Source organism: Labilithrix luteola, assembly GCF_001263205.1.
Classification (GTDB): domain Bacteria; phylum Myxococcota_A; class Polyangia; order Polyangiales; family Polyangiaceae; genus Labilithrix; species Labilithrix luteola.
Window position 1 is genome coordinate 3739744 of record NZ_CP012333.1, and the last position, 21237, is coordinate 3760980.

Annotated in this window: 19 protein-coding genes; 3 read left to right on the forward strand and 16 right to left on the reverse strand. The window is 64.9% G+C overall.

Translation table 11 applies throughout. The annotated features are described in order from the left end of the window. Positions 1 to 160: 160 nt before the first annotated feature. Entirely contained in the window at positions 161 to 556 is a 396-nt protein-coding gene (locus AKJ09_RS16695; RefSeq protein WP_146648200.1) for a hypothetical protein, read from the forward strand. Between the two features lie 205 nt (positions 557 to 761). Next, a complete protein-coding gene (locus AKJ09_RS16700; protein WP_146648201.1) occupies positions 762 to 2144 on the forward strand; it encodes a hypothetical protein in 1383 nt (460 codons plus the stop codon). Between the two features lie 52 nt (positions 2145 to 2196). Here the strand turns inward: AKJ09_RS16700 and AKJ09_RS16705 are convergent, their stop codons facing one another. After that, positions 2197 to 3936, reverse strand: coding sequence for a sensor histidine kinase (locus AKJ09_RS16705; RefSeq protein WP_146648202.1), 1740 nt, complete (start codon positions 3934 to 3936; stop codon positions 2197 to 2199). Between the two features lie 249 nt (positions 3937 to 4185). Between AKJ09_RS16705 and AKJ09_RS16710 the strand changes: the two genes are divergently transcribed. Continuing rightward, positions 4186 to 5067, forward strand: a complete 882-nt coding sequence (locus tag AKJ09_RS16710; protein WP_146648203.1) for an alpha/beta fold hydrolase — start codon at positions 4186 to 4188, stop codon at positions 5065 to 5067. 487 nt (positions 5068 to 5554) lie between these two features. Here the strand turns inward: AKJ09_RS16710 and AKJ09_RS16715 are convergent, their stop codons facing one another. The 15 genes from AKJ09_RS16715 to AKJ09_RS16785 all read right to left on the reverse strand — a co-directional run bounded on the left by AKJ09_RS16715 (position 5555) and on the right by AKJ09_RS16785 (position 21233). After that, complete coding sequence (locus tag AKJ09_RS16715) at positions 5555 to 6043, reverse strand: hypothetical protein (RefSeq protein ID WP_146648204.1); 489 nt, start codon at positions 6041 to 6043, stop codon at positions 5555 to 5557. Positions 6044 to 6112: 69 nt separating this feature from the next. Then, entirely contained in the window at positions 6113 to 6757 is a 645-nt protein-coding gene (locus AKJ09_RS16720) for a glucosaminidase domain-containing protein (RefSeq protein ID WP_146648205.1), read from the reverse strand. A gap of 1 nt (position 6758) precedes the next feature. Next, complete coding sequence (locus AKJ09_RS16725; protein ID WP_146648206.1) at positions 6759 to 6971, reverse strand: hypothetical protein; 213 nt, start codon at positions 6969 to 6971, stop codon at positions 6759 to 6761. Continuing rightward, entirely contained in the window at positions 6968 to 7195 is a 228-nt protein-coding gene (locus AKJ09_RS16730; RefSeq protein WP_146648207.1) for a hypothetical protein, read from the reverse strand. The genes AKJ09_RS16725 and AKJ09_RS16730 overlap by 4 nt, the downstream gene beginning before the upstream one ends. Continuing rightward, the gene (locus AKJ09_RS16735) at positions 7192 to 7749 is read right to left on the reverse strand and encodes a hypothetical protein (protein ID WP_146648208.1); all 558 of its coding nucleotides are present in this window, start codon (positions 7747 to 7749) and stop codon (positions 7192 to 7194) included. Before AKJ09_RS16735 ends, AKJ09_RS16730 begins: the two co-directional genes overlap by 4 nt. Before the next feature lie 15 nt (positions 7750 to 7764). Next, positions 7765 to 8124 carry a hypothetical protein gene (locus AKJ09_RS16740; RefSeq protein WP_146648209.1) on the reverse strand — a complete coding sequence of 120 codons (360 nt, stop codon included), beginning with the start codon at positions 8122 to 8124 and terminating at the stop codon, positions 7765 to 7767. Between the two features lie 6 nt (positions 8125 to 8130). Continuing rightward, positions 8131 to 9399: a hypothetical protein gene (locus AKJ09_RS16745; protein WP_146648210.1), complete on the reverse strand. Its 1269-nt coding sequence runs from the start codon at positions 9397 to 9399 to the stop codon at positions 8131 to 8133. A 2-nt stretch (positions 9400 to 9401) separates the two neighbouring features. Further along, entirely contained in the window at positions 9402 to 9773 is a 372-nt protein-coding gene (locus tag AKJ09_RS16750; RefSeq protein ID WP_146648211.1) for a hypothetical protein, read from the reverse strand. A 3-nt stretch (positions 9774 to 9776) separates the two neighbouring features. Beyond that, on the reverse strand, positions 9777 to 12512 hold the full coding sequence (locus AKJ09_RS16755; RefSeq protein ID WP_146648212.1) for a hypothetical protein: 2736 nt from the start codon (positions 12510 to 12512) through the stop codon (positions 9777 to 9779). Next, positions 12512 to 14263 (reverse strand): hypothetical protein, encoded by a 1752-nt coding sequence (locus tag AKJ09_RS16760; RefSeq protein WP_146648213.1) that lies wholly within the window; start codon positions 14261 to 14263, stop codon positions 12512 to 12514. Before AKJ09_RS16760 ends, AKJ09_RS16755 begins: the two co-directional genes overlap by 1 nt. Continuing rightward, a complete protein-coding gene (locus AKJ09_RS16765; protein ID WP_146648214.1) occupies positions 14260 to 15960 on the reverse strand; it encodes a hypothetical protein in 1701 nt (566 codons plus the stop codon). Before AKJ09_RS16765 ends, AKJ09_RS16760 begins: the two co-directional genes overlap by 4 nt. Further along, complete coding sequence (locus AKJ09_RS16770) at positions 15960 to 17123, reverse strand: hypothetical protein (protein WP_146648215.1); 1164 nt, start codon at positions 17121 to 17123, stop codon at positions 15960 to 15962. The genes AKJ09_RS16765 and AKJ09_RS16770 overlap by 1 nt, the downstream gene beginning before the upstream one ends. 2 nt (positions 17124 to 17125) lie before the next feature. After that, positions 17126 to 20197, reverse strand: coding sequence for a hypothetical protein (locus tag AKJ09_RS16775; RefSeq protein ID WP_146648216.1), 3072 nt, complete (start codon positions 20195 to 20197; stop codon positions 17126 to 17128). Next, on the reverse strand, positions 20197 to 20547 hold the full coding sequence (locus AKJ09_RS16780; protein WP_146648217.1) for a hypothetical protein: 351 nt from the start codon (positions 20545 to 20547) through the stop codon (positions 20197 to 20199). The genes AKJ09_RS16775 and AKJ09_RS16780 overlap by 1 nt, the downstream gene beginning before the upstream one ends. Then, positions 20547 to 21233, reverse strand: a complete 687-nt coding sequence (locus tag AKJ09_RS16785) for a phage adaptor protein (RefSeq protein WP_146648218.1) — start codon at positions 21231 to 21233, stop codon at positions 20547 to 20549. The genes AKJ09_RS16780 and AKJ09_RS16785 overlap by 1 nt, the downstream gene beginning before the upstream one ends. Positions 21234 to 21237 lie beyond the last annotated feature (4 nt).

The window sequence follows — 21237 nt, forward strand, 5'->3', positions numbered from 1 at the left end:
GAGTAACTTTGTCCCGTTTTATTTTGCGTCACTTCGCCCGACGAAACGCGCGGTTTGTTAAGATATGTGTAGAGCGCATTTCGTTGTGTGAGCGCGCTCGCACCGCGCAGAGTTCGGAACTCGACAGTTCGACAGTAGCTTCGGCGTAGAGAAAGACCTGATGAGCGAACTTCGTAGTGAAGGCGGCCCGACCGCGCAGCAGCTCGACCTGTTCCGGGCAGTCGAAGATCTCCACGAGATGACGTTGGCCATCGTCGTCCTCCTCACCGACGCGGACGGCCTCGCGATTGCGGTTGGAGGCGACGAGGCGGCGATCCCTCCGCCGCTACGCGCCGTCCTGAGCGCCAAGCAGCTCGCTGCAGCGGGCAGTGTCCGTGCGCTTCTCGAGCCGGTCTTTGCCGAGCTCGGCCCGTCACCGTTGAACGTTTTGGTGCTCGCTGTCGACGCCGGTCACGTTCTCACGGTCGTGTTCGACGCCGAGGCAGACTTCGAGGTGGTTCAGACCGTTTCGCGGGAGGCTCGTGGGATGATCGCGGAGATCCTGGCCGCGAACTGACGCTGCCTCGCTGACCTTCCCCGCGCGAGCTGACGCTTCGTGAGCCATCGCGTGAACAAAGCGTCGACAGGCGGGGCTGCTCCGCCCCGAGTCGTTTTACCAGTGGCAAGCGCCCGCCGCGTGACTCCCTCGGTGATCCCCCGTCGAGAAACACCGCGCAGAACGACGACTCCCGGTGGCATACGTCGTGCTCAGCGCGCTGCCCATGATCCGCCCGCTCGAACACGGCGTGCTCGCTCTCATGTTTGGTCTTGGTCTCGGGCTCGTGGCGTGCGGAACGACCCATGACGACGAGGTGGAATCCGGGACCGACGCCGTCACGGTGACTGCGCCGCTCGACATCGACAACAGTCCGTTCCTCTGGGCGGTGCAGGAGTACGACGCGTATCGACAGGGCAAGCGATTCAACGGTGCGCTGCTCGAGCCCGCCATTGCCGACGACGATCCACTGACGGTTCGTCTCCAGACGTGGCTCGATCGGATCGATGCACTCGTCCGCGCGGATGCCGAGCAGGCGACCCATCGCCCGTTTGCGGCGCCAAAGCCGACCGCGAAGGTGCTTCGGTCTCGTTCGACGCATGACGCGTGGGCGTCGTCGGCGCCGGCGTGTCTCGGCGTACCGTTCGGCCGAGGCGTCGCTTCGTCGGCGCGACCGCTGGCCTGGATCACCGACGTTCGGCCCGATACGGCGCCGACCTGCGCTCGCCCCGGGTGGGACCCGCGCGCGTATGCGTCGTTCGTGAACGCGGCCTTCAAGCAGACGGACACATCGGGGTGCAAGCTGGCGCTTCACGGCGGGAAGATCGACGCTAGCGGTGCGGATTGCGCGATCGATCCCGCCGTCGCCTCGGGCACCGACATCGCGGTCATGGCGATGTCGCCGTACGTTCATTTCACGACCGACCTCATCGCGGACAGCAGCGAGACCGACCTCGTGATGACGGCCGTCCACGAGCTCGGGCACTACTATCTCGGCCACCGCACGGTCGCTGGGACGCTGAAATCGACGTTCTGGTTCTTGCGAACGGATACCCAGCGCGAAGCCGGCCGTGCGACGAAAGAGAAGCAGGCTACCCTCAGCGCGGCGTATGCCGAGGCGGTGAGCGGGGATTCGCAAGGCGCTGCGCCGGAGCTCGTCGCTGCTGCTCGCGCGAATCAGGTCGGCTACTACACGATCGAGCAGGCGGCAGACGACTTCAAGATGAAGTACGCCACGCGCCTCGGGTTCGCCGAAGACGAGATCTTCGCGTCGTGGCTCGCGCGCATGCAATCGGACGACGACTACTGGTCGAGCACGATGACGCCGGAGGCCTTCGCTCGCGATTACGCCGACCGCGGCGACCGGACCGCGCGCGATTGCAAGAAGCTACTCGATGCTGGATTCGCCAAGACGGGTCCGGACGGGGAGAGCACACCCGTGACCGTCGCGATGGGGCCGCTCAGCGACCTTCACCACAACAGCTGCTACCGCCTCTACAACCTCTGGGTCGACGCCCAGATTCATCACTACGCGGTCGGCGCCCCGCCGGCGTCTCTCACGCCGTCGTGGTCGTCGCTGCAGTCACATGCCGCGAGCCTCGCCCCGTGAGCCGGCCGCGCCGGCGCCCCGATGAGCCCGGACGCTCGAAGAATCTGAAATGTCAGTCGAGCGACCACCAGCGGCGTCCCAGGGGCCCGAGCTCTTCGTCGTCCCGTTGGAGTCGGCGCGTCAAAGAGGGGGCTTCGGTCACGTCATCCGCTTGCGCCTGAAAAGGACGCGCATCGCGTGGCAGGTCCATCGAAAAGGCCGTTCCCGTCGCGTCGCTCTTCACCGTCGCGCGTCCACCATGGGCCTCCGCAGTGCCGCGAACGAGTGTGAGACCGAGCCCCCATCCGCGTGGTCCGCCTGCATGCGTCGCACGCGCTCGAGCGAACGGAACGAAGAGTCGCTCCTGCTCCTCTTCCGGGATGGGTACACCTTCGTTGTGGACGGAGAGGAGCACCCTGTCGCCTGTCGCGTCGATGCGAACCGTGATCGGCCGGCCTGCTGCGCCGTACTTGATCGCGTTGGTGGCTAGGTTCCATAGCGACCGCCGCAGCTCTTCCTCGGACCATACGCCGAAGGTGTGTTCCTCACCCGTGAGGACGAAGCGCGCACCATGGAGCTCCGTGAGCTCCTCGATGGTCGCCCGTGCCATCGCGACGAGATCACACTGCGCCAGCTGGAGGGGCAGACGCTCGCCAGCGTGAATGCGGTTGGCGTCCAGTAGGTCGCGCACCATCCGGTCTGCGCGGTCGATGTTGCGACCGATCCGTTTGGCCTGCTCGTCCAACGTCGGTAGCTGCCCGTCGGGCGTCATCGTCAGCAAGGAGGTGGCCATCTTCACTGCGGAGAGCGGACCGCGAAGATCGTGGGCCAAAACCGAAACGAAGCGTTCCCTTAGCTCCCTCTCCACTCGGAGCGCGTCCACCTTCTGGTTGAGAGACGCGACGAGCGACGCGTTGTCGAGGTGGAGCGTAAGCTGCTCACCGAGTGCTTCGAGTCTTCGCACTTCGCGAGCGGTGAACGGGCGCTGTTCGCAGAGACCGACATAGAGCACGCCAGACAACGTCCGATGTGCGGGGAGCCTGACCCCCACGAGCGAATGGATCCCGCTGCGCCTCAAGCCGTCAGGGATCGCGAGTTGGGTCGTCGCTGCGTCTTCGACCGAGGTCGCGTCGGCGTGCGAGGCGACCTTTCCGGCGAACGAAGATGGGGCGAGCCCGACCACGTATTCTTCCATCCTCTCGATGCCCACCGTTGCCACGCTGACGAGGTCCATCGACGCGGGGCGGTAGAGCAGGAGTGCTGCGCTGTTCGCGCCGACGCCTTCCATGATCAATGTGAGGGCCTGGTTCAGCCTCGCGCGGAAAGGCTCCGCTCCTTCTTGGAGCGCGTCGCTGGCGATATCGCGAAGCAGCCGGCCGTAGCGTTTCTCGTCCTGTTCGTCCTCCACCATGTGCTTCATGAACATGTCCGAGACCGCCGCTGCGGCGCGATAGAGCTCCTCCCGCAAGCGCTCGCGGTCCGCGGGGGCGGCCCTTTGGTCGGGCCTGCACTCGGCGTCGGACGCGCGATCCACGCACCGCCCGACGAGGAGGATCTCGTCGACGATCTCTTCGACCAAGAAGCCCTGACGAATACGTGAAGCAAGATGGCTCTCGATGTGCTTGCGCCGATCCCGAGGAAAATCTCCGAGGTCCGAATGCGCCTCTGCGAGTGCCGAGACGTACGTTGGCATGATGTTCGTGAACTCGGGGCGGTCGAGGCCGCGCGAAGACGCAGCACGGCTAGCCTCATCGAACCAGCACTGGAGAATCTCGCCGCTATGTTTCGCAATGAACTCGGCAACGCTCAGCATGGGCCCTAGCCTGCTCTACGCACGTTGTCGTTGCACGCCGCGCACCATGACGTGGTCATGGCGGCGAGAGACGGACACCCGGACCTTGCGTGACGTGCCGCCGCCGCCGCAGCGCGTCTGTTGCGGAGCCTCGGCTCAGTCGTCGCTTGGACGGTCGGATATGCCGCAACGCCAGCTACTCGTCCGCGCTCAGGCGTGAAGTGGTGACGAGTTGGCAGCTCCGGGCACGCATCCTGCGAGCGGGCCGGTGTGACCGCCGTCAAGAGAGCTGTCCACTTCTCGATCGAGGGCGTCCGCGTCCATGGCGTAGACCTCGGACCTGCAACGAGTCGCACGCCGCTGCTGTTGCTCCACGGTCTGTACGATTCCCATCGGACATGGAAGAACGTTGCGCCCGCGTTTGCTCGGGATCGGCGCGTGCTCATGCCAGACCTTCCCGGGCACGGTCTGTCCGATCGTCCCGACGCAAGCTATGAGCTCGGCTGGCACGCGGGGATCATCGCGCGATGGCTCGAGGCGCTCGGCGTCAAGGAGCTCGACGTCGTCGGTCACTCCTTTGGTGGCGGTGTCGCGCAAATGCTTCTCCTCGAGCGCCGATTGCGAATTCGGAGACTCGTCCTCGTTGCCTCTGGTGGCCTGGGGCGGGAGGTAGGCTCTGCGCTCCGGCTGGCATCCGTTCGCGGTGTCGTGGAGAGATTTGGTCAGCCCTTCATGCGAATGGGCACCTACGTCGTGCTCCTCGGCGCCGGCGCCTTTTCGAGGTCCGATATTCGGGAGCTCGCAGAGATGAACGCCGAGCCCGGTTCGGCGCGTGCGTTTGCGCGGACCGTCCGCGACGTGATCGACTGGCGTGGACAGAGGCGAACGTTCTTCGACCGCGCGCACACGATCCAGGAGCTGCCCGCCATCGCGGTCCTGTGGGGGAGCCGCGACAAGGTAATTCCAATCGCCCATGCGGGAACGTTCGCGGATGCACTCGAAAACGTTGTCTTCGTCCCGTTCGAGGGCTGCGGGCACTATCTCCACCGCGAAGAGCCCGAGGCCTTCGCCCGAGTCGTACGTGAGCTCCTGGAAGAGCCGTCGTTGTGCCCTGCGCGCCTGCGCGAGTGGGGGCAGACGGCTCAACACTAGGTCAGACGAACGGCGAAGGCGGCGCCGTCGGCCAGGATCGACGCCACGTCGATCGTGGCCCCATGTGCGCTGACACTGCGACGGCGAGGTGCACCGACCGACTTGTCCACCGGAACGACGGCTCGTCGTCCACCTCGGATCGGGACAACGACGGCGCGCGACCTAAACGCCTCGACGAGCGCGATGGAAGCCGCGGCGTTTCCAGCCGCGCGGCTCTGCAGAGTATACCAGTGTGTTACGAGGGCACGCCCGGCAGGATTCGAACCTGCGACCTACGGCTCCGGAGGCCCCAGGAATGGCTAGAAAAGCCGAGCGATATGGTGGGCGTGACGGAAGCGTGACGGCGCTCAGGTCGGCCGCACAAAAAGCGCTCGCCTCGGCGCATGCCGGCAAGCGCACGGCGCTCCGGGAATGCATCGAGGCGCTCGAGTTGGCGCTGGAGTTGGTGGCGGAAGGGGAGCCAGCGAAGACGAAGGCTGGTCGATGACTACGGCATCGGAGTGCACCACCAAGAGCCGTTCTGTGGGGCTGGCCGGCAGATTCCACCAAGCTTGGTGCACATGGCAGACTTCTGCGGATCCTCCTTTGACGTTCCGTTGATCGGATCGTCGATGCCGCACGGGAAAACGCACCGTCCGTAGATGTCATTGAGAGGGTTGTCAGGATCGTTGTGCGTAGGGAAGCAGAAGACGGCCTGTGCGTCGTAGCCATCGGCCTTCACGGACGCGGGGCAGCCGTTCGGATTCTTCTCGGGAGCACACGTCGCGAAGAGCCCGTTCCCGGCATCCGCGTCGCCCCCCGCATCCGCTCCGCTGTCGGTGACGGGGTGGCTCCCATCAGTGGCGGCGTCTGCGCCAGCCTCCTGCACAGCCCCGGGGCCAGAGTCGTCACCCCCAGCGTCCGTGTTGGTCGTGTTCGTTGTCTCGGTGGAAGAGCAAGCCGCCAAAAGGAGCGCCGCCAGCGCCAATGTCCTCATCGAGAGGAGGTTAGCTCTGCGGTATCCCTATCGGCAACGAGGCGCCGGAGTCAGGTGGGAGTCGGTGCGCTATTCGTCGAGTGACGGTCGCCCCAACGGCACCTTAGGGCGCACGACGACAGTGGGTTCGCTCGGAGGGATGGGCAGTTCGGGCTCGGTGGGCACTTCAGACGCAGCGAGCACGTCCTCTACGGCGTCATCGTAGGCGTTCGAGCGCATGAACTCGGCGTGGAAGGTCCGCAGGCCCTTCGCATAGTCCTCGACCGGAGCCGTGTAGTAGCCCTTCGCCTTGAGCGCACGGGCGAAGCCGTCCGGATCCCCAGCCTCGATCGCCGGCCACGAGCTCGCGTAGCGCTTCTCTTTGAGCAGGCGAAGGTGCTCGGTCATCGCGCTCTCGAGGGTGTCGAAAGCTCGAAACCACGTCGCGGGGTGAGGCGGCTGGAATGTGACGCGCACGCCATTCACGACCTCCCACGTGTTCGGCAGCATGATGTAGTTGAAGCCGTCGCCAGCGGCGTGCTTCACGTTGCCGATGTTGTTGTTCCAACAGGCGGCGCCTCGACCGGTCTCGAGAGCGTATTGAGCCCAGAGACAACCGACGGCGGCCTTGGTGGGCATCGTGGCGAGAAGACGACGCCACGCCGTGATGACCGCCCGAGCGTAGTCCCGCGTGGTAAACGGGGTCCGCTTGATCGGGACTTGGCGCTCGTCCATCTCAGCTCCCGAACTTCGCAGCCTCAGCCGCGTCAGCGATGAGATCTGCTCGGGCACGCGCGGCGTCAGTCAGGGAGCCGCGGAGGTCGTCGACCGGGACCATGTCGAGGCCGATGTCGGCCAATTGAAGGGCCGCCTCCGAAGCGGAAAGAGCACCGCGTTCGACAGCGAGCCCGAGTTCCAAGAGGCGGGCCGCAACGATGACGGTGTTCACTTCGCACCCCCATCCCAGTGCTCGCGCACGCCCTCACGGCAAGCCCTCGACTCGGCCTTCGTGCCGGCGTCTGCGACGCAGTCGAGTTGCTGTGCCAGGTAAGTGCCCTCCGCAGCGACAGCCTTGGACTGCGCGCTACAGCTGGCGATGAGTAGAGCAGCGGAGACGATGGCGCCCCCCGCAGCGATGACAGACCCCGTCGTCGGGTGCATGGTGGCGTTCATTTGTGAATCTCCGTGGCGGCTGGTGGCGCGATGACGATCGTGGGCGTGGGCGGCGCGGGTTGCTGCTGGTGACCTGCGAGGTAGCTCGTAGCGGCCGTGAGGGCCGCGATGGCGAGACCGGCGGCAGCGACCCCGACCTTTCGCACGAGCGGTTTGTCCATCAGACCGGCGAGCTTTGCGATGCCGGCGTCGTGCGACGCTGCGAGCGTGTCGACCTTTCCGTCGACGGCGTCGACCTTGGTGACAAGCCCAGCGATGGCGGCGTCGTGCTTCGCGTCGACTTCGCTTCCGGACTGCACGCGGATCGAGTTGCTTTCCTGTCGCTCCTCGAGTCGATCCATGCGTTCGCCGAGAGCGGTCGTTCGCTTCGTGAGGTCCTTGTAATTCTCGGTGAGCAGGTCTTGGTTGCTCTCGATGTTCACGAGACGCCGGTTGACGTCGCTGAATCCGTCCGCGACCTTCTTCGAGAGCTCGATGGCCCAGTCAGGCGGGACCTCCAACTGCACGGTCGTCTTCGGGAGCGGAGGCATCGGGGGCTTGTCTTCGGGAGGCATGGCTTCGATCTCCTTTCAGCGCTGAGCGAGCGACTCGAGCTCTGCACGCTTCGATGCGAGCTCCGACTCAACATCGGCCAATGCTGCGGCTGCCTCGCGTTGCCTTCGTTCGGCCTCGTTCGCAGCGGCAATCCGTTCCGCGAGCGCGCCTGGCTCGGCGACCTCGGCCGCCTTCACCTCGACGGCCTTTTTTGCGGCATCGAGCAGGCCCGGGAATTCGCGCCAGAGTGCGAACGCGGCGTCATCGGCAATCGTCGTTGTACCGTGTGTCTCGAGCCCGTTCCCGTCCACATCGGTAAATTGGACGTGGAATTGAGGCGCCGTGACGTCGACGTTGAACTTCAGATCGATCGTGATGTTGGTAATGACTCTCATGTTGCCTCACCGAGTCCACGTTGCGGATGCGAACCAAGGTCCCGTCGAGTCGATCCAGAACAGCTGCGAGACGTTCGTCGCGAGCGTCTTGTTGCTGCCGACGCCAGTGGAGACCGTGATCGTGAAGTTGGTGGCGTTGGTGATGTGGACGTAATAGCCAAGCGCCTGCGTTGCCGGACTCGGCAGCGTGATCGTGCGCGCTACCGTCCACGACCCGTTCATAAAATAGATGTGACGGTTGCAGTATTGCGCAGCCGTGACCGTGTAGTTGGCGTCACTAGGAAACGGGACCGCCACGAAGCCGTGGACGCTGTACGGGCTCCCAGCTCCGTCGCCGACGATTGGCACCGACGTCTGGAGGCTGTTTGTCGTTGCGAGAAAGTAGTACTTCGACGCCGAGTACCACCCGAACTGGCCACCGCCGTGAGCGACGTAGCCCTGCGGCTCGCCGCTGAGCCCGAAGCGGATGTAATTGCTGGAGTCGACCGTGGCGAGGACGGTATCGGCAGTGTTGCTTGGATTACGAAAGCGGATGTCGGTGGCGTTCGTGAGTCGAACGGCTCCTGCTGCGGCTGGTGTTGAGCCAGTCGACAGAGAACCTCCCGTCAGCGTCAGGTTGCCGGACGTCGTGACGTTCTGACTGCCGAAGTTGGGAGACACCTTCGAACCGTCGATGCCGGCGTTCGTTGCGATGTCTGGGTTCGAGATCGTGCTCGATGAGGTCCAGGCCCCGCCGCTGAATCGCAGGAAGCCGTCGCCTCCTGGCGCCGCAACCCGAGCAAGCGGGAGCGCCCCGGTCACGTCGATAGTGGCGAGGTCAACGGCCTTCGCGTTCGGATCGAGGGCGCCGCTTGTGTAGTGGCCGAACCCCGTGCCATTCACGGCGCCGCCGTTCGTCATAGAGGCGTTGATGAAGCCAAAGTTCGAGTGGAACGTTCCGTCCGTTTCGACCCACCCGACGATGTCATCGCCGACAACCGGTGTGCACCTCTCAAGCCCCCCTGTGGACGACACTCGGACCCATGACGCCGCCCCGATACCGAGCCCGGAGGTCGCTGGATCTACCTGACCGAACTGCTGAATCTCGACGGTGCCGTTGGGGACGTACGGACCGAGTGCGATGCCCGTCGAGCGGCGTGACCCGCGCGCAGCTGCCGTGGCTCGTACGAACAGCCCTGACGTTGCGTCCTTGATCAGGACGTCCCCAGTGCCACCCGAACTTGCGCTCGCCGAAACCTGTGCAGAGTACAGGATCGAGTATTGCGGCGACGCCATGGCTAGCTCGCGTAGGTGACGTAGGCGACTGCGTCGGTGGCCGCTGCAAACGTCAGCGTTCCCGCAGTCGTACTGATCGCGAGACCGAGACCGTTTGCGAAGTAGAGACCAGCGAGCCCGAAGTCTTCGGCTCCGTCTCCGTTCGCCGGAAGTCTCACCTCCCAGATCGGCACGCCGCCGGCCGTGGGCGCCGTCGCCTTGTCGTGGATCTGGAGAAAGTACGCGGTCGCACCGCTGTTGACGGCGCGCACTTTGTACAGTCGGCCCTGCTTCGCGGCGATGTTTACGCCTGCAGTGCCGAACGCAGCAGTCTTTCCCTGCAGCGGCGCGTTAGTCGCCGAAACGCGGGGAGTCAGAAAAACGCCAGCGGACATGGATCACCGGTCCAGACCCTCCGAGGAGATGCGCTGCGCGCCTGACTCGAGGGACGACGCAACATCGAGTTGCGCCAGGTTGGGGGGCGGTGGCTCCTGTCCGGCTTGTTCCGATGCCGTAAAGGTGGCCTGGATCGCTTGCATGAAGTCCGGTGCAAGCGTTTGGTCTGTTGGAAGGTCTAGCAGGATTCCGAGCGCGATTCGACGTCCGTAAGGAACGGGCGATTTGCTGTCGACGAGGTCGTTGAAGACCTGCGTCCGCATCTGCTCGTAGAGCTTCGGGTAGACGGCTTTGACGGCTTCGACGTGCTCGTGGGTGAGTGTGCCCTTTGCGGCCCATTCAGGAAGCGATGTCGGGTTGTCGAGCGCCTGGCGGTAGCGTTGGAACTGGGAGATCTCGGCATCGCTCGCCCGTGTGGTGGGCTGAAACTGGGGCTGCAGCGAGTAGGGGTCCTGCCGGGACGGCGGCATCTTCGACGCGAGAAACGCGAGACCTCGCATTGCCGTTGTCGTCGCCGCTGCCGTCGTTTTCGGTGCGGCGTTGGCCATCGGCCCGAGGGCGTCGCCGATTCGAGCAGAGAGCGCCTGCGGATTCGACTGGAGCGCCGAGATCTGACGAGCCTCTTGGGCGTACTTCTCGACCTTCACGCCGCCCGCTCGAGCAACGGAGCCCGACGAGTCTGCGGCCGCCTTCGTCGACTTGAAGAGCTGGGAGAAGAATCCTTCGCCCGGTCCCTTCGGTGGACGTAGGCCTGCCTGGGCCGCCTCTGTCTCCGTCTTGCCAACGAGCTGTCGCGTCCCCTTGCCCATGCGACCAAGCACGCTCTGCGTGTGCTCCTCGAGCATGGCGAGGCGGCGCAGCGTGGTGATGGGCTTGCTGAACGTGTCGGTGACGAGACCGAGCGCACCACCGATCCCATATTCGCGCTCTTCGGCCTGGAGCCTCTTCACCTGGTTGATGAGAGAGGCTTCCTTCGTGGCCTTGTCGAAGGTCTTCTCCATCGCGTCGAGCGCCGAACGCTCTTCGGCGATCGCCGTCTTGGCAGCCGCGCCATGGTCGTAGCTCTTCTCGGTCGCCTCGAGGAATCGGCGACGCGTAGCGATCATGTCGCGAACGCCCTGCGCGTCGAGGTCGTTGGCAGCCTTCGTCAGGCGACCCATGAAGCCAGAGACGGCTTCGCTGTTCGCTACGAAGTCAGGGCGGCCAGCCGTCGAGCCATACTCGGTCGTGAACTTGCCGCGGAAGCGATCGCCAAGCGAGATGTTCTGCGTGGCAGCTGCGTTGACAGCCTTCTGAGCGTCGGCGGCCTTGCCCCATGCCGAGTTCTCGAGAACGCTCATCAGGCCGCCTTCGCCCTGATAGAGGTCATCGAAGGCGCGCTCAGCTTCGTTCAGCCCACGAGCCCGCTTTCCGAAGCTGGCGCCACGGCCGAGAAATCGCTTCATGTCGTCGGCAGCCCTGAAAAGCTTCAGGCTGTCGCCTGTCTCCATGGCGCTCCCGAGCCGCGCCATTCGAGACTCGAACTCTCTACGTGCGATAGGCCCGAGCTTCGAGGCTGCCGTGTCACCAGCGAGCGTGTTCACGGCATCTTGCGCCTTGAACATCCAGTCCATGACGTGCTGCGCCTGGCCTTCGAAGTTGGCCCGGTCAACCAGCTTGTCCATGTGGTTGATCTTGGCTTCACCGAACGTGTTCATGTCGGTGACGGCGGCAGCCTTCTGCTGCTTCGAGATCGCTTCGCTCAGGTCGCGCGCGTGTGTCTCGAGGCGCTCGGCTCCGTCGTTGAGCGCGACCTCTCGGTTCTTCCAGATCTCACCGAGCTCGTTCGCCTTCTCTGGGGCGACTCGTTTCCGAGCGGACAGGTACCCCTCGCCAACCTCGTCGAGAGGGCCCGTTCGATACGGCGCACCGGCGCGCTCTGCGGCTGCCGTGTCTTCGGCAAGTCGTCGGCCGAGACCGGGGGCAGCCTCGCCGAACTCTCGCTCTGCGATCGCGTCGTAAGCACCCGCGGTCGCCTTCGGCGGTCGCAGTGCCCCGAGTCCTTTGCCTACGGCTGCTCCGGCGCCATGTAGCAACCCGTTCGCGACCATGCCGCCGAGGGCGCCATGCGCAGCGCCCCCGATGAGCGCTTCGCCCGTCAGGTCCGTGTCCTTGAGGGCGGACTCGCTGACCGCGTTGCCAGCGCCGAACACTGCGCCTTCGGCGGCGCCTCGGGCGAGAACGCCAGCGCCGCGCGCGATGGCACCTTCTCCAAGCGCTGCAGCGACGCCTCGCTCCGCGCCGATGCCGAGCCGGCTCACCGCGCCAGGTAGCGCTCCGATTCCAGCCTCGTCTCCGAGAAGCGCACCGCCGGCGATGCCTCCGATCTCTCCGAGCGCGGACGTGACGGGGGCGTACTCCTGGTAGTCGAGGAGCCGCTGGCGAGCAGCGTCGCCGCCGAGACCGACGAGCGCCTCGTCGCTGAGACCGAGCGATAGCCCTCGCGCAGCGCCGGCGAGTGCAGGCGCAACGGCGCCCTCGACCTCGGCACCGAGGCTTCCCGAGAACTTGTCGCGAAGCGCTTGAGTCTTGGCCTCCTTGTTGGCTTCATGCTGGGCGGTCCGCAGCTCTGCATCGGTCGCCTTGCGGACGCCGGCATCGGCCGCGTCATCGGCGACAGCCGCCGGCAGGTAGCCGACCTTCCCGCTGGGGGTGACGACGCCTACCGGCTTGCTCGGGTCGGCCTTCTTGTCGGCCACTACTTCACCACGCCCTTCGGCGGCTCCACGAGGTCGTCGTAGTTCTGCGTCTGCTTGCTCACGACCTTGTTGCGGCCGGAGAGTTTCGCGACGGGCTCCGGCCCATTTGGTCCGGCGCGGTATTCCTCACGCCCGAGCTGGATGCCGTAGGCCTCACCCAGCAGGCGATGATCGCGCTGATGCATGACGGCGACATCCTTGATGCCCTTCTGCATTCGCTTGATCTGCGCCTCGGTCTTGCCGCGGGGGTCAACGTCCTCGAGGTTGGCGGCGCGCTCGGACACCACCTTGTCGCCCTCGGACATCGCGCCCTGTCCGCGAAGGACCGTCGTTTCCCGCAAGACTTCGTGCTTGAGCGAGTCGATTTGCGAACGAATCTCCTGCATGCGGCCGTAGTCACTGGCCGTGTTCAGCGACTTCGCCTCTTCGAGGAGGCCGGAGATCCCGCGAAGGTTCTCGTTGATCTGTGCCCGCATCGCCCCCTGGTCGTTCAGCTTGCGAGCGCTCTCGGCGTCGCGTGCATACCCACCAAGCGACGCGACGTAGAGCGCCTCGTGGCCCTTCGGTCCGCCACCCGCTCCAGGCACCGAGAACTTTTCCGTGAGCTCCTCGGTCTTCTTGTCGTGCGAAAGCTTCGCGAACTCGTCGGCCGCCTTTGCCCGCTCGCTCTCGACTGACGCCAAGAGCTCCTGATAGGCAGCCTCATCGCGGGCGCCTCGAGCGGACGTGTAGACCTGCCCGAGCTTCCGCTTCACATCATCGAGATACTGGGCGCGGGTAGCGAGCGCGGCACGCTCTGGGTCTCCGATCGACTCTAGATTTCGCGCGTAGAGATTGGAGCGAAGCTCGTAGGCGCTCCGTGCCTTAGCGATGTTCGCTTTCTGGGCGTCGATGTTTCGGTCGATGCCCGACTGGATGACCTCCAGCGCCGCGTTCTTGCCGCCCGTCAACGATGCCCCGAACTGGCCGATCCCGACGGCGATGGCGCCGATGATTTGCGCAAGCGTTCCGCCACGCTCCTTCCAGTAGGCGTTTTCGTCGACGTCCCGTGACGCGTCAGCGGCAAGCCTGTCGAACTTCGACCGCTCACGCTCGACGTACGCCTGTCGCTCTTGAGCGATTCGGTTCCGGACAGCATTCGCTCGCTCGGAGGCGATGACGTCAGCCTGAGCAAGCTCCGCTTCCGCAGCGGTCTCAAGACGAGCCGCCTTGAATCGTGCGTCCGCAGCTAGCAGGCGTGCCCCAGCTTCGTTTTCGCGGTGCTCTCGGCCCGTTCGCAGGGTTTCGGGGTCAATGCCGTACTCGATCTTGCCCGACCTCGTGCCAGGAACCCAGCGCGGTGCACCACCAGCACCAGGCATCGGACCAGTCGGCGCAGCTTCGCCGCTCAGGTCGCGATAGGTCGGGAATCCGTCATTGCCAGCGGCCCCCTGTGGCTCGTTCGCGCGGTTCCACTGGTTTTGCGCGTCTACCTTCGCCTGCTCGCGCATGCCTTCGGGAATGTGCTGCTCAGCAATGCTGACGGGCGTGACCGGCTTCTCAGGCGCGCCGTTGCCCGAGAGCATGTCCCAGAAGCTGACAGGCTTGGCGCTCGCGGAAGGATCGGAGGGGATGTTGAGATCGTCGGCGGCTGGCGGCCCGGCGACAGGTGGCGGAGGTGGCCCCATCGGAGCCTGCTCGGCGCCGTACTTCTTTTGGAGCGCGGCGGCCGTGCCCGGATCGAGGTCGAAGATGCTCGAAAGGCGATTCATCGGCGCTTCTCCAGTGCAGCAAGACGCTGCTCTTGCTCGCGCTGCTTGGCGGCGAGGTAGCCAGCCGCGCCGAGCGACAACTTCAGCGCCTTGGGCTGGTCGATGTAGAGCATCCCGTTCGGGCCCTCCTTGACCGCCGTAGCGGTGACGGGGTTGCTCGCCATGTCCTGAGCCATCGGCCCCACGTTCTGCTCACCGGGGGCTTGGCGCTCCGCTTCGTCAAAGCCAGGCTTGTAGGCGTAGGCGTACGGCTGAAGCCCCTGTTCGAGCGCCGCGCCCATGTCCTTCGACCGCTGCTCCTGACGAAGCCACGCGGGCGGCCCCTTCGGCTTGTACGTCTCGCCGTCCCAGGAGCCGGCCTCGTCGGGCGCATACTTCGCGTACATCGACTCGTCGGAAAACGTCTCGTGGTTCGGCTTCTTGAACGTGTCCGGCAGGTGCCCTCGGCCATCTCGATCGAGGCCCTGGGCGTAGGCTCCACGCAGGTCGTAGTCGCGCCCGGTATCCCAGGGCGCTGTTCGCTGACGCCACGCCTCGTAGGCCTTCTCTGCGCCGCTGGTGAGTTCGGAGTTGTAGCCGTTCTCTGGGGTACCGGCTCCCATGCGACGCACGGCGGGCCCCTGGTCGTCGATCCGATCGATCTGCTCACGCGTGCGTGCGATGGCCTTGTCGGCAGCGGCTTCGAGTTCCTTCGGAGTCAGCTTTCGGTTCGCCTCACCTTTGGCGGCAACGGCGGCAGCGAGACTCTTCTTCGGCGGTTCGCCCGAAAGACTCGCGCCTCCCGTCATCGCCTCGATCGGCGTGCCGTCGTCGACGAGGTAGCCGCGCCCCGAGGGGGCCATCCGCAGCTCTTGCCCCGGCGGGTTGTAGAGCGGAACGACGTCTTGTTTGGCGCGCTCGTCGCTGGCAGCCATGACAGCTGTCTGAGCGACCGCGGCGTACGTCTTGAGCATGCGATCGGTGCGCTCTTCGTCGTTACGACGGTCAATCGCCATCTTCTGCTCATCCATCGCGCGGTTCTTGATGGCGGCATCGAGGTTGGCCTGATTGACGCTGAACTCACGCTGGTAGTTCGTCATCTCAGCCTGCTGGTTGAGCTGACGTTGGTAATTCTCCGACTGCGCCTGCGCCTCGGCCTGCTTCTGAGCAAGGCCCTGCGCCTCGTAGTCCTGGCCGCGGATCGCCGTGCCGGTCTGCAGGTATGCGTTGCGCGCGTCGTTCAGTTCGCCGGAGCGGGCCCCGCCGAATTGTGACATCGCCTGGAGCTGGGCGGCCTGCGCCTGCCTTGCGGTCTGAGCCTGGGCGGCAGCGGCTGCGAGTCCGCCACGCGCTCCAGCGCTCTGCTCAAGCTGCGCCTGAAGGCCCTGGCCGGCCGCTGCATTGCCGAGAATCGCCGCCCGGGAAGGGGCATTGCCGGCCGCGGCCTGTCCGAGCATGCCCGCGGCCTCGAGCTGTGCGCCTCGTGAGCCTTGAGCTTGCGCGAGGTTCTGGTTCGCGGCGTCGAAGTTGACCTGATAGGCCTGTCGCTGCGCAGCCGCTTCGGCGAGTTGCCGGTACCGGTTCTGCTCCTGGTTCTGGCCCCAAACGCGAACGTTTCCCTGACCGTCATCATGGACCGTGCCGGTATATCCACCGAACGACGTGTTGTCGTAGTGGTCGAGCGTGGACTCAGGTTGTTCGAATCGGGGGCGAGCCATCACCGACCTCCACGACGCGCCATCGCGGCGCCTGCGAGCCCCATCGAACGAACCTCGGTTTTCATTCGGCGATCACTTCCGTCCAGGTGGTCCCACCAATTGTCTCCGCCGCTCTTCTTCTGGTCGCTATTGCCGAAGGCGCCAGCGGCCGCGCTGAGACCGGTCCCGACAGCGCTGAGGGCGGCGCCCGTCACCTGCTGTCGGCGGTCAGCGTCGCGCTGGTCGAACTGCGAGTTGACGTCGTACGCGCCGACGTCGATCTTGCGGTTGTCGAGCGCCGCTTGCTGCGATGCCGCGTTGACGTCGTAGGCGAGGCCTTCGTAGCCGGTCTGGGCCTGCTGGTTGAGCCCGCGCTGTGCGAGCTCATTCTGCATCTGGGCGTTTGCCTGCTGCTGATTCAACTCCGCGCCCGTCATGTCGCCGTTTCGCTGCTGCGTCGCGTACTGCGCGTATTGGCTTCGCGCATCCGCCATCTCCTGTGCCTGCAGCGCTGCGAGTTGCTGGTTGCCCTGGGCGATGAAACCGCCCTGGCCCATCTGCTGCTGTCGAAGGGCTGCGGCCTGAGCGAGCGGACCGCCTCGAGCGCTGAGCGCAGCACTCTGTTGCGCCGCCAGGCCCTGCGAGAGCATGTTTCGCGCGAGCTGCTGGGACGCCGTAGGACCGCCGAGCGCCGCGTTGCGAGCCATTCCCATGGCGTCGCCCTGAATGCCACGCGCCTGCTGCGCCTGCGCCGCGTAGCCGTTCGCGGCCGTGTAGTCGTTCTGATAGGCCTGCCGGTTGGCAGCTGCTTGCGCGAGATTGCGGTACTTCCCGACGTCAGCGGCGCGGCCGCTCTGCGATGGATCGTTTACGAGGTTCCCGTTCGCGTCGTAGACGACCGTTGACGAGTAGCCGCCCCACGACGGGTCGATGCCCGAGACGCGGCCGGCAGTCTGCGGGCCGCCGATTCGGGCGGCGCTGTTGTCGCGACCGCTGCCCATGTAGCCCGACGCCCAGTAGCCGTTCTTGGCTGCATCGTTCGAGCGCTGACCGGGCTTGCTCCACGTCTTCGTGACGGGGTCCCAGACTTCGCCATGGTCACCAGTCCCAGGCGTGCCGGTGCTGTAGCCTTGGTCCGGTCGGTCCGCGTCCTGCTGCGTGAAGTTGCTGTACTCGTTGGGCACGGCTACCCCGTCTTCGTCGCGGGCTTCTTGCCGAACCCGCGCTTGACGCCCACTTCGATGCCCATCGAGTCGAAGGACGGGCCCTTACCCGTTCCGACTGGCAGGCCACCCGATGGGGCGGAATCTTGGATCGTGAACCGGATGAACTGGCACTTGCGTCGCGTGCCAGGGCTGACGTCGCATCCCTCGAGCGGCCCTGGCGTCGTAACCGGCGAGCCTGCCGCGAAGGTCACCGTATCCGGTGTGACCGTGTCTCCGTTGTACCATACAGAGATCTGAAGGTCGTGGTTGTCGTTGCTGATTCCCTCAAGGGAGAAAGCCCGGACCGACTGAAAGGCTAGGGGCCCAGTCGCGCTGTACTCCGCCGTCTCGAGGCGCATCGGAACGTACGTGGCCCCCGCATCGAGACAGTGGGCAGTGGTTTCCGTGTAGACGACCCCACCCGAAGTCACGAACGTGTATGACCCGTTCAGAAGGCACGCATCGGCAATCGGCAGCGATGTGGCTAACCCGTCCGAGTAGACGAACGTTGTCCATTGGCTCTCCGAAAGGTCGAAGACGAGGACGCAGCCCGCAGTCCCGTCGGTGGTGTTGCAGCTGAATCGAACGTGATTCGTGTTCGGCACCAGCACTGCGCTCGTCACGACAGGGAACGCCGCAAGCGTGTCCCGCACGGACTTGCCGAGCCACGCCACCTCGAGCGTTCTCGAAAGAAGCTCGATGCCGCGCGCCGACTGGAACATGATGCCAAGCGGCGTCGAAACGACGCTGCGAGGGCTTATGCAGCCGGTGTTGGTCTGGATCGGCTGCGGCGGCTGAAAGATGCCGTCCGCTCCGTTCGGGCCTGGCCCATCGCCGAGGATGTATCGGATCCAATTTCCTCCCATGACGACGAGCTTGTCGTCGAGCGACGCCAGAGCCGTCACGTCGGACTCGAAGTCCATAACGAACGACGACGAGAATCCCGGAGCGAAGCCGAAGTCGTCCTCGAACGACTTGGAGAACCAGACCTTGCGCTGGCTGCCGTCGATACCCCAGAGGCGCGACTTGTGCAGCGTCATCGTTACGAAGGCGGGAGGCTGCTCGTCGGGCAGAACGCCACCTTGTGTGTAGATCGTCGGTCGCGTCGCCAGCGCGACGTTGGTGCCGCCGCCGATCGACGCGTCTGCCTTGTCGTCGAGGAGCGAGTTGGTCGTCTGCTTCGGGTCGAACGTGAGCGCGTTCACGTTCGGCAAGATGGTGAGCTCGTAGAGCTGCGGTTGCCCGGCTGTCGTTCGATAGACCAAGATGGCGCTCGTCGTCGGGGCGACCGAGGCGATGTCACCATTCTCGGCGGTCGCCTTCGATTGCGTGCAGACAGTGCGTAGATCGACTTGCGCTCGCGAGTTCGCGGCAGCCGTATATGGCGCCAGCATCGCGGATGGAGCGCTTCGGTGGACGACGCCTGCGGATGAGCGGTAGGCGAGAACGCCAGCGTACTGGTACAGGCCCGCGCCCATGCTACCAGTGCCGTTCTGGGCGACGTTGACGATCTCCGGTTCGCGCGACCACCCGTAGTCGAACAAGAGCCGGCCGTCGTAGGCCGAGAGCACAGCGCCCGAGCAATACATCTCGCGGCCGTACTGAACGGAACGGTCATGGTCGACAGGGCGCATATCGCGAATCGCCATCACGACCGTGCGCAGCGCACAGAGCCTCGTTGTCGTCGCAGGCCCAGAGACCTCCGAGAGATATGGCAACGCGCCGACTGAACGCTTGCCGTCCGGCATCGGCGTAACGGTGCCAAGCATGACGTTCGCGCCCAGCAGCGTGTCGATGCGGCCGATATACAGATGAGGAATCAGCGTCCCAGTCCCGCCATTGCTGCTCGGGATCTGAAGCAGATAGGACCCTCCCCCGAAGAGGCGGAAGTTGTCCGCGACATAGATGTAGTCGGCGCCGTTCAATGTGAACGGACGCGAGATGCTCTGCACATTGCCAGTCGCGCGGCGACTCCCCGTGTCGACCACGCCCGAGCTGCTGACGTTGATCGTCACAAGCATTCGCGTCGGGGCGCCAAAGTCGAGCGAGTATGCGAGCAGGCACCGGCCAGCCTTCGCGATAGACGAGATCGAGAGCGGAGCAGAAATCGCCGCCTCGACATTCGTAGCCGCAACAACCTGAGCGAGCGTGATGGGCGAGGCGATGGCCGTACGGATGAATCCTACAGAGGCGAACCACGAGACGTAGAGCTCGGTGCTCGTGGAGCAGATCGAAACTGTTCCGCCAGTGCCCGTCACCCCACCGGCGGCTGCTTGCGTGATCGATACTCCAGGGACGTAGTTGTACGCGTACAGCTCCAGCCGAATGGCGGAGTTGTATGCGATGCAGATGGTCCCGTTGCTGAGGAGGCAGGCGTCGAAGCTAGTGCCAGCGTTGTCCGCACGCAGCGTCGCGACAGGCAGTCCAGGATCCAGCGTCATCGATGAGACGATGAACCCCTGCATGTTGATGTTTGGACCGCTGGAGAAGATGACGGCAACGACCGTCTCGCTCTGCTTGACGATGCGAACGCCATTTGCTGATGCGGCCAACTGCGTCGGGCCGAAGAGGACCTTTCCGCTCGTTAGGTCGGTGGCACGAAGCCAGAGCGGCCCTGTCGGAGGTCCGCCGCTCGAATACGGAGATCCCGAGATCCACGCCGTCACGAGCGCGTTGCCGGCTACGACGCAGTCATAGCCCGCGACGCCTGAGTTCGAGTCGAGCTCGGTGCGCCACGTAAGGCCTGGGCGCGGCGTGCCCGGAATGCGTCGCCACCCGAGCGTATCGTTCGTGTACGTGAATGCGTTGCCATCCACGTCGAACAGCATCAGCTCGGAGCCTCGGACGCCGAGACGGTTGGCGGTCGTGATGGTGCCGCCGCCCATGATGGCGTTCGTCAGCTTCGTCGTGCCGTTTCGCTTCTCAAGGCGCCCCGACTTCTTCCAGACCGCGTTAACGGCCTGCGTGAGCGTGCCGAACGGCGCAAGGCGCGGATCTACGCCTTCGGCGAGGCCGAGTCGGAAGGGCGATTGCTGGATTTGAAACTGCAGCATCAGAAGAAGTAGAGGTCGACGACCACTGAGGAGCCGGAAGCAATGAGCCCGTACTGCTTGGTCTGGTCCGATGGCTGAGAGACAGCGTCGCCGAACGTGACGGCGGCATTTCGCTTCGTGCAGATGTAGCCAACAGGTACGCGACCGAGGTTGTGGGTGACCGTTGATGTGACCGTGTTGATCTGAAACCCACGCACCCAAACCCCGTTCGCGAACGGCAGCGCCCCGACGTACTCATTCGTCTGATTGAGCGCGTCGTTGACCTGCTGCGCGAGACGCTGCAGACGGTCGAGCACGAAGTTGCCCGTGAACTCCTGTCGGAACGCGACTCGCTTAGGAAGCGTGAACATCAGAGCCACCACCAAGCGACGTCTGGGTTGCAGTCGAATTGGTCACCGCTGACGTCCTGGATGCGCTCGGGATTCGACATGTCCCGGTGCGCCGAGAGAGCGTCGATCTTGGTGAAGAAGGCCGCCTTGCGGTTCTCGTAGAAGGACGGGTCCGTTTCCTCCTTCTCGCGAACCGTGGCGCACACGCCGTAGATGGGGGCCATCTCGTAGCCGTTGAAGCCGTCGAAGATGTCTCCTGGCTGCGTGAGGCGAGGGCAGGCGGGCGTGTAGAAGACCGTGGCCTTGAAGCCGAGGTTGGCAGGAAGGAACTCGATGTTGTTTCCCTGCAGCCGGTACTTCGCACCAACGAAGGGAGCGATCGCCAGGTTTCCGACGAGGTAGCCACGCTCGGCCGTCATAAACGGCCGCATGGGCCTCGTGATGCCGCCATACGTCGCCGTCACCTCCTGCAGCGTCCAGAAGTCCGCCGGCAGAGAGTAGAGGGCGACGTTCGGCACGACGTCGATCGAGGTCTGGGAGCGTAGGAACGGCTGGCCCTGGTTTCGGGTCAGCTGTCCCCACAGCTCGGCGATCTCCTGGTTGAGGTATTCCGTGAGCTCATCGTCCGTGACGAGCATGGAATTCTCCATGTTCGTCCGTTGCCGGATGTCCTTGAGCATGTTCGCCAACGAACGAGGACGGCCCACGGAA

Bases quoted from the DNA above. Each gene is read 5' to 3' on its own strand.
- AKJ09_RS16695 (WP_146648200.1), top strand. From the start codon at position 161: ATGAGCGAACTTCGTAGTGAAGGCGGCCCGACCGCGCAGCAGCTCGAC.
- AKJ09_RS16700 (WP_146648201.1), top strand. From the start codon at position 762: ATGATCCGCCCGCTCGAACACGGCGTGCTCGCTCTCATGTTTGGTCTT.
- AKJ09_RS16705 (WP_146648202.1), bottom strand. From the start codon at position 3,936: ATGCTGAGCGTTGCCGAGTTCATTGCGAAACATAGCGGCGAGATTCTC.
- AKJ09_RS16715 (WP_146648204.1), bottom strand. From the start codon at position 6,043: ATGAGGACATTGGCGCTGGCGGCGCTCCTTTTGGCGGCTTGCTCTTCC.
- AKJ09_RS16720 (WP_146648205.1), bottom strand. From the start codon at position 6,757: ATGGACGAGCGCCAAGTCCCGATCAAGCGGACCCCGTTTACCACGCGG.
- AKJ09_RS16730 (WP_146648207.1), bottom strand. From the start codon at position 7,195: ATGAACGCCACCATGCACCCGACGACGGGGTCTGTCATCGCTGCGGGG.
- AKJ09_RS16735 (WP_146648208.1), bottom strand. From the start codon at position 7,749: ATGCCTCCCGAAGACAAGCCCCCGATGCCTCCGCTCCCGAAGACGACC.
- AKJ09_RS16740 (WP_146648209.1), bottom strand. From the start codon at position 8,124: ATGAGAGTCATTACCAACATCACGATCGATCTGAAGTTCAACGTCGAC.
- AKJ09_RS16745 (WP_146648210.1), bottom strand. From the start codon at position 9,399: ATGGCGTCGCCGCAATACTCGATCCTGTACTCTGCACAGGTTTCGGCG.
- AKJ09_RS16750 (WP_146648211.1), bottom strand. From the start codon at position 9,773: ATGTCCGCTGGCGTTTTTCTGACTCCCCGCGTTTCGGCGACTAACGCG.
- AKJ09_RS16760 (WP_146648213.1), bottom strand. From the start codon at position 14,263: ATGAATCGCCTTTCGAGCATCTTCGACCTCGATCCGGGCACGGCCGCC.
- AKJ09_RS16765 (WP_146648214.1), bottom strand. From the start codon at position 15,960: ATGGCTCGCCCCCGATTCGAACAACCTGAGTCCACGCTCGACCACTAC.
- AKJ09_RS16775 (WP_146648216.1), bottom strand. From the start codon at position 20,197: ATGCTGCAGTTTCAAATCCAGCAATCGCCCTTCCGACTCGGCCTCGCC.
- AKJ09_RS16780 (WP_146648217.1), bottom strand. From the start codon at position 20,547: ATGTTCACGCTTCCTAAGCGAGTCGCGTTCCGACAGGAGTTCACGGGC.